Here is a 14,221-nt window from a genome sequence, read left to right on the forward strand (position 1 = left end):
CTCAGCGGTGTCGCGTTTGTAACACCAATATGACAAGGTCCTCATCTTGTTCTCAGCGCTGGTGAGATCAGCGTCATCAGGGCTTTACACGCTGGCGTTCCGGACGAAACTGCTCCTGCCTAGGCTGGGGCGATGAGCACCGCGACCACGACCGCATACACGCCCACGTCCATTGCCGGAGCCCCAGGCACCGAGCCCTTCTGGCATCGGGTGTGCCGCTTGGAGGACCTGGAGCCGATGTGGGGCGAGGCCGCTCTGGTCCAGGGCACGCAGATCGCGCTGATCCGGCTGCAGGGCGAGACGGTGCATGCGGTGTCCCAGCTGGATCCCTGCGCCGGCGCGAATGTGATGTCTCGCGGTATCGTCGGGTCCAGAGCTGGCCGGCCTACATTGGCCTCACCGATCCATAAGCAGCCCTATGACCTGGCCACCGGTCAGTGCCTCAGCGATGAGGCGCTGCAGCTGAACTCCTATCCGGTGCGCGTCCAAGCCGGATTCATCGAGGTGAAAGTCTGAGGTTTCTCTGATGACCCACGCCGTCGAAACGTCTGCCGCGTTGCTGGCCGTCTCCCACGGCACCTCCGATCCTGAGGGACAGCGCCTGGTCGCGCAGCTGGCGCAGCGGGTCCAGGAGGTCGCCGCCGCGCGGGGATGCGCGGATCCGGTCAGGCTCGGGCACGTGGATGTGCAGCAGCCTGACGTCCCCGCCAGCCTGGCCTCCCTGCCCGAGGAGATGGCCGTCGTCGTCGTGCCCCTGCTGCTCTCCGCCGGCTTCCACGTCAATGTGGACCTCAGGGAGGACACCGCCGATCTGGACCGTCCGGTGACCGTGGGCGGTGCGCTGGGCCCCGATGACCGGCTGGTGGATCTGCTGCTGCGCCGGATGGTTCAGGCCGGGGTCGACTCCGCGCGGGACACCCTGATCTTCGCCGCAGCGGGCTCCTCGGACAGCTCGGCCGTGCGGGATTGTCAGGACATGGCGGCTCGGCTCCAGGCCCGGCTGGGCCGCCCGGTCCAGGACGCCTACCTCTCCTTCGCAGAGCCCTCGGTGAAGACCACAGTGGCACAGGCGCGGAGCACCGCGCGGGGCCGGGTCGTGCTGATCAGCTATCTGCTGGCACCGGGCTACTTCCAGAAGCTGCTCGAACGCGCAGGCGCCGACGTGGTCACCCGGTCGCTGCTGCCCCAGGACTCGTCGCAGGCACCGGCGGAGCTGGTGGAGATCATCCTCGACCGGTTCGCCGCGGGACTGGCAGACCTGACCACAGCCTCGCAGGCGGCACGCTGACGGGTCCACCCGGTGCGCTGCTGCTCCCGATGAACCAGCAGATGCAGGGGTCGTGCGGAGCTGCATCGAACCGCCCGGGGCAGAGGTCCAGAGCTCTGCGTCGTGACCTCTGAGTGGTGACCTCTGAGTCAGCGGACTGCCCTCTTCGGCCTTCGCGGGCGTCATGCATGAGGTCAGCGCGTTCAGTTGTCCTGTCCCGACCGGAGAACGGTGACACAATAGGATCTCCAGCACGCCGGCATCCATACGCTCGAACGGGCAGCGCCGGAACGCGCACGTCCTGGCGGTGTCCGGGCGTCGTCTGCGTCGTGAACGCTCTCCCGAGGGCTGAGAGGCGCCCAGCACGCGGTACGCTGGCGGGGCCCTCGCGGCTGGACCCGTTCGACGCGTCGATCTCTTGCGGATCCGCTGGACCAGCTTGTGCTCCGGGACGTCTCTGCCGAGACTTCTCGGATGTCCCTCACCCCGCCGCGGGTGCGGTGCGGACACCGTCCCGCCGATGTGAAGAACCAATCGCTTTCGAGGAGGACTCCGTGGCTCGAGGAGCCCAGCGTAAGAACGTCGCGCGCACGCGCACCCGACGGCGACCCCGCCAACACGACGACGGCGGCATCATCCACCTGCTCGCCAAGGTAGTCCGCGAGGTCGAGTCCTCGGTACAGCGCGGTCTCGACCTGCCCTCGACCCGGACCAAGTTCCAGGTCGTGGCACTTCTCATGCGCGAGGAACGCGCCCGCGTCAAGGCGGAGGAGACGAAACCGGGGGCCCGGGGCGCCGAAGAGCTCAAGCGCCTCGACGGCATCGCCACCATCCTCGCGACGACGGCCGCCCGCGACCCCTCCCTGCTTGGGCTGCTCGCCGACGACGCGGTCATCTCCGATCGTGCGCGCTCGCTGCGCCGCGAGCTCCTCCAGTCCGCCGGCATCGAGGTGCCGGAAGATCCCGCCGAACAGCCCGGACAGTCCGGACAGCCCGAACCGGCCGAGCCCAAGGCGGACACGCAGCGCCGGGTGGTGCCCGCCTCGGTGGCATCTCGCCAGCTCGCGAACCCTTTCCTCGAACCTGACTACTCCGCCGTCGCCAAGCGCACCGCCGCGCCCCGTCGCCTCGTCGGCTGGGAGCTCATCGAACCGCTGATGAGGTCCTTCGCCGACGGCGGCGCACTCTCGTGCATGGACCTGCCAGAGCCGACCGCCAGCCGGGCGACCCAAGGGCTGGAACTCATGCCGCACCAGGCAAGGCTGGTCGCCGCCGCGGCGGCAGGACACCGGACGTTCCTGCTCGCCGACGAGCCCGGCCTGGGCAAGACGGCCCAGGCGCTGCTCGCCGCTCAGGCGGCGGACGCCTACCCGCTGCTCGTCGTCGTGCCGAACGTCGTGAAGATGAACTGGGCGCGCGAGGCCATGCTGTGGACGCCCAGCCGCCCCGCGACGGTGGTCCACGGCGACGGGGAGCGGATCGACGGCTTCGCGGACATCATCATCGTCAACTATGAGGTGCTCGATCGGCACGCGGGCTGGCTCCGCGAACTGGGTCTGCGCGGGATGGTCGTCGACGAGGCGCACTACATCAAGAACCGGAAGTCGCAGCGGTCCCAGAACGTGCTGCAGCTCTCCGAGCGCATCCGCACGCGGATCGCCGACCCGCTGCTCATCGCCCTCACCGGCACACCGCTGATCAACGACATCGAGGACTTCAAGGCGATCTGGCAGTTTCTCGGCTGGGTCGATGAGACCAAGCCGCTCGGTGAGCTGATGAATGCGCTCGAGCAGATAGGTCTGACACCGGCCGACCGCGGCTTCTCCGCCGCCGCGCGCGCAGCCGTGATCGACCGCGGCATCGTGCGGCGGCGCAAGGTGGACGTGGCCGCAGACCTGCCCGCCCGCCGCGTGGCCGACGTCCCGGTCGAGCTCGACGACGAGGCCGGGCGGTCCATCCGGGCCGCCGAACAGAGCCTCGTCCGTCGTCTCCTCACGCGCTATGAGCGCGCGCTGGCGGCACAGGCGCCAGGCGACGTCGTCGAAGGCATCGACCACGTCCTCGTCCGCCAGGTCGCCGCGCGGGAGCGGGCGAGCAAGACGACGAATAAGTCGAACGAGAACGTGTTCACCATGACGCGGCGGATCGGCCAGGCGAAGGCCGGCCTCGCGGCCGACTACGCCGCGCAGCTCGCCCGCAGCGCCGGCAAGGTCGTCTTCTTCGCCAAGCACATCGATGTCATGGACACCGCTGAGGCGACCTTCGCCAAGCAAGGCATCCGGTACGCCTCCATCCGCGGCGACCAGACGGCATCGGCTCGACAGAAGCACATCGACGCATTCACCAACGACCCGGACGTCGCCGTCGCCGTGTGCTCACTGACGGCCGCCGGCGTCGGCATCAACCTGCAGGTCGCCTCGAACATGGTGCTCGCGGAACTGTCGTGGACCCACGCCGAGCAGACCCAGGCCATCGACCGCATCCACCGCATCGGCCAGGAGGAGCCGGTCACGGCGTGGCGGATCATCGCCGCGCAGACCCTCGACACGAAGATCGCCGAGCTCATCGACAGCAAGGCGGGGCTGGCGGCCCGGGCTCTTGACGGGACCGACCAGGATATCCCTGACTCCGCCGACATCCAGCTCGAGGCGCTCGTCACGCTTCTCGAGGATGCGTTGAGAGAGCGGGACAGCACGCAGGCATCCTGAACGGTGGTCGCCTCAGTCGAGGTCGTCCCGGATGCGGGGCGGACGGTCCGGCCCGGATGACGAGTTGGGGCTGCTCGGGTGTGCTGCTGGGACAGCCCTGGCCGCAGGAATTCGTGAATGAGGCTTACAGGCAGCACCAAGGGACCCGGCGGAATGCAAAGTCGGTAGACCACGGGATCCGCAACGGACAGATCGGTCGGGACGCGCGTAGAGTCACGTCATGCCGCACCGCGACCATGAGGACGCCCTCCGCCGCCGCCGCTACGGCCGGGACTCGCAGGAGTTCGCCCGGGTGCTCAACCTCAGCGACGCGCTCTTCGCGATCGCAATGACGCTGCTGGTGTTCTCCACGATGGAGGCCTCCGGGGTACGACTCGACACCACGATGGGCGCCGTCTCCGGCCAGGGAGCGGAGCTGATCGCTTTCGTGGTGAGCTTCGCGGTCGTCGCGAACTTCTGGTGGGTGCACCACCGGTTCTTCGCGGTCCTGGGGTTCGTCGAGCCGGGCCTGATCGCGATCAATCTCGCACTGCTCGGCGCGGTGGCGCTGGTGCCCTACCCGACGAGCCTGCTCGGTCGGGACCCGACGCTGCGTGGCACGGTCGTGCCGTACCTGCTGCTGCTCAGTCTGATCGCGATACTGCACCCGGGCCTGCTGCTGCGCGCAGGCGCGGTCGACGCGTGGTGGCGGCCGATGCCCCAGGGGTTGTTCCGATGGGTGGTGGCCGGGTGGGGATCGAGCACGGCCGTGACGCTGCTCGCGCTGGCGGTCTCGTTCGCGGCGCCTGTGGCCGGCCTCGTGATGCTGTTGCTGACGTGGCCAGCCGAGGCGCTCGTGCGCCGGCGAGCTCCAGATGCCTACGCGGTCTGGGGTTGACCAACCGGCTACGGCGGTCGCGCTGATCGCGCAGCGGCCCGCGTCAGAAGACGACGGTGGGTCAACCAATAGTTGGCGATGCTCGGCGAAGGTGAGCACGATGGCGGTGAATTCTCCTGGCTGGTCGCACACGCTGAAGCTGATGACCCATGCGCGATCGCACGGTCACTCGAAGTGTGAGCCCCAAGCTGAAAGCGTGCCGTGTCTACCCATGCTTCAAGGTGCTGCGGCTTCAGCGATGGCGCGGAACGCCGCGATGGTCTCGTGGTCGTTGTCATCGAAGTGATGGTCAGTGCTCGACTTGACGATCACCACCTCACGGGCGGGGTTGACGCAGATGTATTGGCCCCTGCAGGTGAGGGGCCTCTGGCGTCGTGGAGGCCTCAACCCATCCGACGGGCAGCACCTGCTGCCCGTCGCGCCTCCCCTCGTTGAGGTAGAGGCGCCCCAGGCGCAGGTAGTCCCTCGACCGAGGTGCCGGTGGCGTTGCTGAGGACCTCGGCCAGGACCCCCGTGTCGGAGCTGACGTAGTTGTGGAAGTGCCGGGCGGCCGTTCCCGCTCGAGGTTGGCGTAATAGTCGAGCATGGGCTCTTCGAGAGCGAACGCACGGATGAAGATCATGTTGACGTCCGCAAGCGGCGAGTCGTAGTCCTCGTCGAACTCGACTCCGCTGGACATCGTGAACAGGTGGCGGATGGTGACGCCGTCGTAGCCGCTGCCGGTCAGCTGTGGGACGTAGTCGGTGACCTCGTCACCCAGGCTGGAGATGTGGCCGTCTGGCGCCCATGGCGTGGTCCTCACCCTCGAACCGATAGGTCGAGGGCAGAGACTGCTCGGCGCGATCGAACGCCCAGGTGTCGTCTGTGGCGGTGACACCGGTGGCAGGAAAGATCCGGTCCATCGACCTGAAGTTCTCCGCACGGTGGTCGTCGGCGAAGAGGGTGAAGAAGGTGCCGTACTGGGTGGTCAGCAGGTTGCGGCAGCCGCCACGATCGGCGGCGCGGGGGTCGCCGTCGCCTGGACCTCCAGATGGCACCATGGGTCTGCAGCAGTGGGTCCCCTGCAGCCGAGCTCAGCATGCGCCTCGTCCCGGCCCGCAGGACAGGACCTTTGGTCACTTCTGGTCGGGCATCGGCCCCTGGTGGTCGTCTGTGCGCCGTCGTACGGTGGTCGTGTCAGTCGAGTCGTCCCGGATGCGGGGCGCGCAGATGGAGGACTGCCATGAGTGACACGCGCGCCGCCGAGGGGCCGAAACGGCAGCGTAGGCCCCAGGCCACCTCAGGCGTCAGCGGCTCCAGCCCGCCGGCTCATGGTGTCCGGGACGGCCAGCCGTCGATGACTGTGTCGGTGGTCCTGGCGGTGCTCGTGGCCGGCGGCGCCGGACTGATTGCCGCCTGGGCAACCCCCCGCGGCCCGCTGAACGCCGGCGAGGTGCTGTGGTCGATGCTCGGCGCGCTCACAGTCGGCGTGCTCGCGGGAGCCCTGCTGCGCAGCCGGTGGAGCATGCTGCTGACCCCCGTGGTCTTCCTGACCGTGTTCGAGGTGGCCCGCCTCGGCACGGCCGGTGCCACCGTCGACGAGATCCGCCTCGACTCCCTCATCGCGGTCCTCGGCTTCCTGGCCGGGCGGGGCGTGCACGGGCTGCTGGTCCTGGTGCCCATGATCCTGGGCTGTCGTCTCGGCGTCGAGGTCGCGGCCCTCCGGAGGACAGGTGGTCCGACCCGGATGACCAGGTGGGGCTGGTCGGGGGTGCTGCTGGCCGGTGTGACGGTGCTGGTGCTGGCGGCCCTGGCCGCCCGCCCCGCGTCAACGGCCCCGGTCCTCGACGCCACCGGTGAACCCGTGGAGGGGAGCATCGCCGAGCTCGTCACCGTGTCGGTCAATGGGTCAGACCAGACCCTGATGATCCGCGGCTCAGACGTGGAGGACCCTGTCCTGCTTCACCTCGCCGGCGGGCCGGGGGGCACAGACCTGGGGGCCATGCGGCTGGACCCGTCGCTGGAAGAGGACTTCGTCGTGGTCACCTGGGACCAGCCGGGGACCGGCAAGTCGTACTCCGCGATCGACCCGGTCGAGGACATGACGCTGCAACGGGTGGTGGATGACACGCTCGAGGTGACCGAGCATCTGCGCGAGCGGTTCGCCCAGGATCGGATCATCCTGACCGGCCAGTCGTGGGGCACGCTCCCAGGAGTGCTGGCCGTACAGCAGCACCCGGAGCGATATCGGGCCTTCGTGGGCACCGGGCAGATGGTCGATCTCCGCGAGACCGACCAGATCTTCTATGACGAGAGCCTGGAGCTGGCGAGCGCGACAGAGGATGAGGAGCTCGAGGCGCAGCTGATCGCGCAGGGTCCGCCGCCGTATTCGGACATGCTCGACTACACAGCGATCGTCGGTACGGAGCGAACCATCTACTCCTACCCGGAGTTCGACGGTTCGACCGAGATGACCGCGACCATCTGGGTGCCGGAGAACACCTTCATGGACCAGGTGAACGCGATCCGCGGCCTGCTCGACACGTACTCCCTGCTGTACCCACAGCTGCAGGACGTGGACCTGCGCGACGAGGCACCACGTCTCGACGTCCCGGTCTACGTCGTCATGGGTGAGCATGAAGCACGCGGCCGGGTCGAGCCGGCCCGAGAATGGTTCGACCGGCTGGAGGCCCCCGCCAAGACGTGGGTGGAGCTGCCCGCATCCAGCCACCGGGCCTCCTTCGAACGGCCAGACGACTATGCAGCGATTCTCCGACAGGTCCTGACCGAGACCGCCACGTACCGCTGAAGGGTCTTGAACTCCCGGGTGGACGCTGAGACGGTCCGGCTGGAGGTCTTCCCACGGGTCCACGGCGGAGCGGACTGGCGCGCACGGGCAGTTCGCATATTCGTTGCTCAACCCCTCGCTGACGCCAGCGGATGCACGTCGGGCCCCCACGCAGTGAAGCGTAGGGGCCCGACATGCAGGTCGCCTGTGCGGCGTTCTCGGTAGCGGTGGGGGGGCTCGATCCCCCGACCTCACGATTATGAGTCGTGCGCTCTAACCAGCTGAGCTACACCGCCATACCCCGACCCTCCACCCCGCCAGGGAGGAGGAGAATCGGCTTGAATGAGAAAGACCCGCGCCGCGCAATGTGCTGCGCTGCGCGGGCTCCCAATCAGAGCCCCAAGCGGGAATCGATCCCGCGACCTCAGTCTTACCAAGACTGCGCTCTACCACTGAGCTATTGGGGCAACAGCACTGAACTCTACCACCAGTTCAGCACCGTTCAAAAATCGGTCAGAGGTGAGCTGCCTCTCCCCTGACCGGGTGTCTCCGCCGCCGCAGATCGGGACCTGCGGCGGCGAAGTCCGAACCCCTTTTCAGGGGGACGATTCACTTCCAGCGCGGCTTGCGATCCTTGTTGCCGAATCGGCTGTCGCCGGATCCTGCGCGGCCGCCTCGATCGCTCGAGCCGCCCTCACGCTTGCCGGCATAGCTGCCGCGAGACTCGCCGGAGCCGCCGCGGGACTCGGTGCCGCCGGAGGGAGCGCCGGTGTCGCGCTCCATCTTCAGCAGCTCCCCGCCGATGCGGGTCTTCGCCAGGGCGGCCCACTGCTCGGAGGAGAGCTTCTCGGGCAGCTCCACGAGGGAGTGCGTGGGGCGGATGTCGATGCCGCCGATCTCGCGGGCGCTGAGCCCAGCCTCGTTGGCGATGGCGCCGACGATGTGTCCTGGGTTCACGCCGTTGCGACGGCCGACAGCGATCTTGTACATCGCGTTGCCGGGACCGGCGGTGCGCGGTCCGCGCTCACGCTGGCCGCGCTCGCCGCGATCCGGGCGATCGCCGCCTGCACGGTCCTCGCCGACCTCACGCTTGGATTCACGGACGAGCTCGTCGTCGCGCTTCTCGTCGAGCAGCAGCGGCCGTCCGTCGTGGACCATGGCGACCAGTGCGGCTGCCACGTCTTCGGCGGGAGTGTTGTGCTCCTGGGTGTAGGAGGCCACGAGTCCGCGGTACTCCTCGAGCTCTTCCGAGGCCAGTGTCTCGGTGATCCGCTCCGAGAAGCGATCGAGCCGCGAGGAGTTCACATCCGCGATGGTCGGCATGGACATCTGCTCGACCGGCTGGCGGGTGGCCTTCTCGATGGACCGCAGCATGCGCTTCTCGCGGGGAGTCACGAACAGGACGGCGTCGCCGGAGCGACCCGCGCGGCCGGTGCGGCCGATGCGGTGCACGTAGGACTCGGTGTCCAGCGGGATGTCGTAGTTGAAGACGTGGGTGATGCGCTCGACGTCGAGACCGCGGGCGGCGACGTCGGTGGCGACGAGCACATCGATGCGGCCGGACTTGAGGTTCTCCACGGTCTTCTCGCGCAGGTTCTGCGGGATGTCACCGTTGATCGCTGCGGTGCGGAAGCCGCGGGCGGCGAGCTTGTTCGAGACCTCTTCGGTGGCCGAGCGGGTGCGCACGAAGACGATCGCGGCATCGTGCGGCTCGGTCTCGAGGATGCGGGTCAGCGCCTCGTTCTTGGCCGAGTGCTTGATCAGCACGAAGCGCTGGCGGGTGTTGGTGCCGGTGGAGGTCTTGGACTTGACCGAGACCTCGACCGGATCATTGAGGTAGTCCGCGGAGATCCGGCGGATCGCCTTGGGCATCGTGGCGGAGAACAGTGCGACCTGTTTGGTCTTCGGGGTGCGGGCCAGAATCTGGTCCACCTCCTCGGCGAAGCCCATGCGCAGCATCTCGTCAGCCTCATCGAGCACCAGGTGCTTGATCGTGGAGAGGTTCAGCGAACCGCGGGTCATGTGGTCGATGACGCGACCGGGAGTGCCGACGACGACGTGGGCGCCGCGGCGCAGGCCCTCGAGCTGCGGGCCGTAGGGGGAGCCGCCGTAGATCGGCAGCACGGTGATGCCGGGGACGCCCTGCGCGTAGGTGGCGAACGCCTCGGCGACCTGGATGGCGAGTTCACGAGTGGGGGCGAGCACCAGAGTCGAGGGCGAGTTGCCCAGCTCTCCGGCGTCGTTCGCGCGAGCCATATGGGACAGCGCCGGCAGCGCGAAGGCCGCAGTCTTGCCGGTGCCGGTCTGGGCCAGACCGACGACGTCGCGGCCCTCGCTCAGCAGCGGGATGGTCTGCGCCTGGATCGGGGACGGGGTCTCGTAGCCGAGCTTGGTCACCGACTGCAGCACCCGGGGATCCAGGCCCAGCTCGGAGAACTTCGGGCCCGTGGGCTCTTCAACGGCCTTGGGGGCCGCCTCTGCAGAGGCCTCGGCAACAGGTGCCTCAGCGGCGGGGGCGGACTCGACCGGTGCCTCAGCGGCGGGGGCGGACTCGACGGGCGCCTCAGCGGCCGGGGCGGACTCGACGACCGGTGCCGCGGCAGCTGCGGGAGCGGCCTCGACGGCCGGAACGGCCTCGGTGGTGTTCTCGGCCTCGGCGGTCGGGGCTGCTTCGGTCTCAACCTGTGCGGCCTCGGCGGGAGCCTCGGTCTCAGAAGGGGTGGCAGTCTCCGGCGTCTGCGTCGCGCCTGACTCCGTGGTGGCTGCGGTCTGCGCCGCAGCTGCGGTCTCGGCGTCGCCCGGGGTGGGCTCTGCGGAGTTGTGGTCCTGGATCGTCATGTTGACTCCTCGTCACATGTCATGCGACCGAGAGGACCCGCTGAAGATCCAGTCCCAGGAAACCTGCACAATCAACCACCGCTGCTCGAAGGGGCTGGGCGTGCCGAAAGGCAATGCACACAACCCCTGCATGGGCAGGGCAGGTTGCTTGGGTATCTAGGACGGGACTGGATCAGTCACAGGGACTCGGCCGCTTTGTCGGCTCCGGAGTCGACCCGTGGATACACACAACCCTCTACGAGCGTCCGGCCCCATGTGGATGGGGCACGCTCGGAGTCAGCAAGAGAAAACGGGATCATCCGGAGAATGCCCATTCAGTCTAGCCCAGGTCCACCCCGACTGTCGCCTTTGGAGACGAAGGTCACGTCCACGTCCCTGAGCTGGACTTTCAGTCGTCCGGTCGGGCCAGCGCCGGGCCCCGTCGCAGCGCGGTCTCCCGAATGGCGACCCCGGCACGCTCCGCGACGGCGATCACCGCGGCGCGGTCCCCGGCCTGCACGGTGCCGGGTGTGATGACCTTGAAGTAGGTGCCCGGCCGTCCCGCCGCGATGAAGCGTCTGACCCAGCCGGGCTGATCCAGCCAGCGCCCGAAGGTGGCGCAGGGGATGCGCGGGACCGTGGCTTCAAGCACCACCCGGTCCCCGATCTGCCAGCGCTCACCGGGGTGGGCGCCGTCGAGATCGATCCCGGAGAGCCGCAGGTTCTCCCCGAAGCTGCCTGATGGGATCTCCCGCCCCAGTTCCCTGGCCCACCACTGGGCGTCCTCCTCCGCATAGGCGTAGACGGCCTTCTCAGGCCCGCCGTGGTGCTGGCGGTCGGCCTGGACGTCACCATGCAGCCCCAGGGTGCGCACCTGAACCGGGCCGGAGACCGGACGCTTGTCGATCCCACTGACCCCGACCTGGCCGACGTCGTCGCGGATCAGCTGGTGCACCACGCAGACCGCGTCCACGGTCCCGGTGAGTCCCAGCCGATCTGCCGCGCCCGCCAGACAGGTCGGAGAGGACTCAGCCACGGCGCTCGAGCCCAGCGAGGGCGGTGTCGAGATCATCGATCAGGTCCGCCACGTCCTCGATGCCCACCGAGAGGCGCAGCAGGTTCTCCGGGACCGCGAGCTCGGTGCCGCGCACCGAGGCGTGGGTCATCTCGTGCGGGTAGTTCATCAGCGACTCGATGCCGCCCAGGGACTCGGCGAGGATGAAGAGCCGGGTGCCCTCGGCGACCTTGCGGGCCGCGGCCTCTCCGCCGGCGAGCTGGATCGAGACCATCCCGCCGAAGCCGCTCATCTGAGCCTTGGCCAGTTCGTGGCCGGGGTGATCGGGGAGCCCTGGGTAGAGCACCCGCTCGACGGCGGGGTGGTCCACCAGGTGCTCGGCGATGGCCTGGGCGTTGCTGCAGTGCCGGTCCATGCGCACCGCCAGCGTCTTGAGCCCGCGGGTGGTCAGGTAGGCGTCCAGCGGGCCGGAGACGGCGCCCACTGCGAACTGCTGGAAGCCGATGGAGGCGGCCAGCTCGTCGTCGGAGGTGATCACGGCGCCGCCGACGACGTCGGAATGCCCGCCGATGTACTTGGTGGTGGAGTGCACCACGATGTCCGCGCCCAGCGCCAGCGGCTGCTGGAGGTAGGGGCTGGCGAAGGTGTTGTCCACCAGCAGCAGCGCGTTGTTCTCGTGGGCGATCTTCGCCAGGGCGGCGATGTCAGTGATCGACATCAGCGGGTTCGAGGGGGTCTCGACCCACAGCAGCGTCGCATCCGGCTCGGACATCTCGGCCGCCACCCGGTCGAGGTCGGTGAGGTCCAGCGGGGTGTTCGCGATCCCCCAGTCGCCGTGGATGCGGCTGATCAGCCGGTAGGAGCCGCCGTAGGCGTCGTTGCCCATCACGATCCGCTGCCCTGGCCGGGTGACGGCGCGGATGATCGCATCCTCGGCGGCCAGGCCGGAGCCGAAGCTGAAGGCGTGGCGCCCGCCCTCCAGCGCGGCCAGCTGGGTCTGCAGCGAGGTGCGGGTGGGGTTGCCCGCGCGGCCGTAGTCGTAGCCGCGACGCAGGTTGCCGATCCCGTCGGGGGCGTAGGTGGTGGAGAAGTGCAGCGGCGGCACCACTGCCCCGAAGACCTCGTCGATCTCTTGTCCGGCGTGGATGGCGTCGGTGGCGAATCCGTGGCGGTTCTCGGTCATCGGGTCTCCTTCTCCTGGGCACCTGAGAGGTGCGCAAGCAGGTCATTGCGGGTGAGCACCCCGACGATGTCGCCGTTCTCGGCGACCAGCAGGGTGGGGTTGCTCCTGAGCTTCTTCAGAATCTGCGGGAGGGTCTCGGTGATCCCGACCAGCGGCAGGTCGATGGCCAGATGGTCGGTGACCAGCTCATCGGGTGTGGCGTGACCGACGATCAGGTCCTCGGAGAGGTCGGCGACGTCGACGATCCCGTAGACCTCCCCGATCCGGGCGACCCGCCCGGGCTGGTCGATCACCGGGACGATGTCGATGCCGTAGCGGTTCATCACCGAGACCGCCTCGCGCAGGGTGGTCTGCCGGGAGATGGAGACCACCTCGGGCATCGCGGCGGAGAACAGCGAACTCTTCGCCAGCAGCACATCCCCGGCGGTCACGGTGTCGGCGTCCATGCTCGACGCGTCCCGCTTCGTGGCGCTGGCGGCGTGGTCGGCGTCGTCGACTGTCGGGTCGGCGCCGATCAGTCCGCTCTTCACCGCGTCGGTGAGCTCCGCGGAGCTCTTCACGCTGATCTCGACCCCGGTGGAGTTCGAGACCACCGCGCCGAATCCGTGGTCGATCATCCACTGGTCGTTGAAGATCTTGCCCAGGTAGCCCCGTCCGGAGTCGGGGAGCACCGCGACGACGACGTCGTCGGGCCCCAGATCCTGGGCGAGCTTCAGCGCTGCGGCGACGGCGGTGCCGGAGGAACCGCCGACCAGGAGGCCCTCTTCGGTGGCGAGCCGTCGTGCCATGGCGAAGGATTCGGCGTCGGAGATGGCGTGGTGCTCATCCGGGATCGACGCGTCGTAGTTCTTCACCCAGATGTCCTCGCCGACACCCTCGACGAAATAGGGACGGCCTTCGCCGCCGGAGTAGATGGACCCGTCGGGGTCAGCGACCACCACGCGCACGGGGCCGCCGGGGCGATCGGCGGAGACCTCTTTGAGGTAGCGCCCGGAGCCGGTGACGGTGCCGCCGGTGCCGGCGCCGACCACCAGGTGGGTGACCTTGCCGTCGGTGTCGTCCCAGATCTCTGGCCCGGTGGTCTCGTAGTGGGAGTTCGGCGCGGCCGGGTTGGAGAACTGGTCCGGCTTGTAGCCGCCCTCGATCTCGCCTGCCAGCTGGTCGGAGATCCCGTAGTAGGACAGCGGGGACTCTGCGGGGACTCCTGCCGGGCCCACGACGACGTCGGCGCCGTAGGCGCGCAGCACGTCACGCTTCTCCTGGGCCACCTTGGGCACCGTGACGAAGACCGCCCGGTAGCCCTTCTGCTGGGCCACCAGAGCCAGGCCGACGCCGGTGTTGCCGGAGGTCGGCTCGACCACCACTCCCCCGGGCTTCAGCAGACCCGCGGACTCAGCCTCCTCGATCATCTTCAGCGCGATGCGATCCTTGATGGACCCACCGGGGTTGAGGTATTCGAGTTTCACAAGGACGGTGGCGGAGACGCCCTCGGTGATCCGATTCAGCTTCACCAGAGGGGTTCGGCCGATCAGCTCGACGACGGACTGGGCATATTTCATGCGCCCAACTCTACCGATGTCCTGAGCG

Annotated in this window: 11 protein-coding genes and 2 tRNA genes; 5 read left to right on the top strand and 8 right to left on the bottom strand. The window is 68.6% G+C overall.

Annotated features, from left to right (window positions below):
• The first annotated feature begins 132 nt into the window (after positions 1-132).
• The 4 genes from nirD (at position 133) to LTH93_RS07790 (ending at position 4,852) form a co-directional block, all read left to right on the top strand.
• Positions 133-516, top strand: a complete 384-nt coding sequence (gene nirD, locus LTH93_RS07775) for a nitrite reductase small subunit NirD (RefSeq protein WP_241465425.1) — start codon at positions 133-135, stop codon at positions 514-516.
• Positions 517-526: 10 nt separating this feature from the next.
• Positions 527-1,288 (top strand): sirohydrochlorin chelatase, encoded by a 762-nt coding sequence (locus LTH93_RS07780; protein ID WP_241465426.1) that lies wholly within the window; start codon positions 527-529, stop codon positions 1,286-1,288.
• 533 nt (positions 1,289-1,821) lie between these two features.
• Positions 1,822-3,975: a DEAD/DEAH box helicase gene (locus LTH93_RS07785; RefSeq protein ID WP_241465427.1), complete on the top strand. Its 2,154-nt coding sequence runs from the start codon at positions 1,822-1,824 to the stop codon at positions 3,973-3,975.
• Positions 3,976-4,195: 220 nt separating this feature from the next.
• On the top strand, positions 4,196-4,852 hold the full coding sequence (locus tag LTH93_RS07790; protein WP_241470592.1) for a TMEM175 family protein: 657 nt from the start codon (positions 4,196-4,198) through the stop codon (positions 4,850-4,852).
• A 316-nt stretch (positions 4,853-5,168) separates the two neighbouring features.
• Here the strand turns inward: LTH93_RS07790 and LTH93_RS07795 are convergent, their stop codons facing one another.
• Both LTH93_RS07795 and LTH93_RS07800 read right to left on the bottom strand, forming a co-directional pair.
• Positions 5,169-5,654 (bottom strand): serine hydrolase, encoded by a 486-nt coding sequence (locus LTH93_RS07795; RefSeq protein ID WP_241470593.1) that lies wholly within the window; start codon positions 5,652-5,654, stop codon positions 5,169-5,171.
• Positions 5,605-5,892, bottom strand: coding sequence for a hypothetical protein (locus LTH93_RS07800; RefSeq protein WP_241465430.1), 288 nt, complete (start codon positions 5,890-5,892; stop codon positions 5,605-5,607). Before LTH93_RS07800 ends, LTH93_RS07795 begins: the two co-directional genes overlap by 50 nt.
• 182 nt (positions 5,893-6,074) lie before the next feature.
• Between LTH93_RS07800 and LTH93_RS07805 the strand changes: the two genes are divergently transcribed.
• Complete coding sequence (locus LTH93_RS07805; RefSeq protein WP_241470594.1) at positions 6,075-7,640, top strand: alpha/beta fold hydrolase; 1,566 nt, start codon at positions 6,075-6,077, stop codon at positions 7,638-7,640.
• Between the two features lie 201 nt (positions 7,641-7,841).
• Here the strand turns inward: LTH93_RS07805 and LTH93_RS07810 are convergent.
• From LTH93_RS07810 to LTH93_RS07835, 6 genes are all read right to left on the bottom strand, one after another.
• Positions 7,842-7,915, bottom strand: a tRNA-Met gene (locus LTH93_RS07810).
• A gap of 99 nt (positions 7,916-8,014) precedes the next feature.
• Positions 8,015-8,086 (bottom strand) — tRNA-Thr (locus LTH93_RS07815).
• Between the two features lie 142 nt (positions 8,087-8,228).
• The gene (locus LTH93_RS07820) at positions 8,229-10,457 is read right to left on the bottom strand and encodes a DEAD/DEAH box helicase (RefSeq protein WP_241470595.1); all 2,229 of its coding nucleotides are present in this window, start codon (positions 10,455-10,457) and stop codon (positions 8,229-8,231) included.
• A gap of 388 nt (positions 10,458-10,845) precedes the next feature.
• Positions 10,846-11,472 carry an MOSC domain-containing protein gene (locus LTH93_RS07825; RefSeq protein WP_241465433.1) on the bottom strand — a complete coding sequence of 209 codons (627 nt, stop codon included), beginning with the start codon at positions 11,470-11,472 and terminating at the stop codon, positions 10,846-10,848.
• Positions 11,465-12,634: a cystathionine gamma-synthase gene (locus LTH93_RS07830; protein WP_241465434.1), complete on the bottom strand. Its 1,170-nt coding sequence runs from the start codon at positions 12,632-12,634 to the stop codon at positions 11,465-11,467. Before LTH93_RS07830 ends, LTH93_RS07825 begins: the two co-directional genes overlap by 8 nt.
• Positions 12,631-14,193 carry a pyridoxal-phosphate dependent enzyme gene (locus tag LTH93_RS07835; RefSeq protein WP_241465435.1) on the bottom strand — a complete coding sequence of 521 codons (1,563 nt, stop codon included), beginning with the start codon at positions 14,191-14,193 and terminating at the stop codon, positions 12,631-12,633. The genes LTH93_RS07830 and LTH93_RS07835 overlap by 4 nt, the downstream gene beginning before the upstream one ends.
• Positions 14,194-14,221: the final 28 nt, after the last annotated feature.

It is taken from the genome of Nesterenkonia sp. DZ6 (genome assembly GCF_022565835.1).
In the GTDB taxonomy this organism is placed as follows: Bacteria; Actinomycetota; Actinomycetes; order Actinomycetales; family Micrococcaceae; genus Nesterenkonia.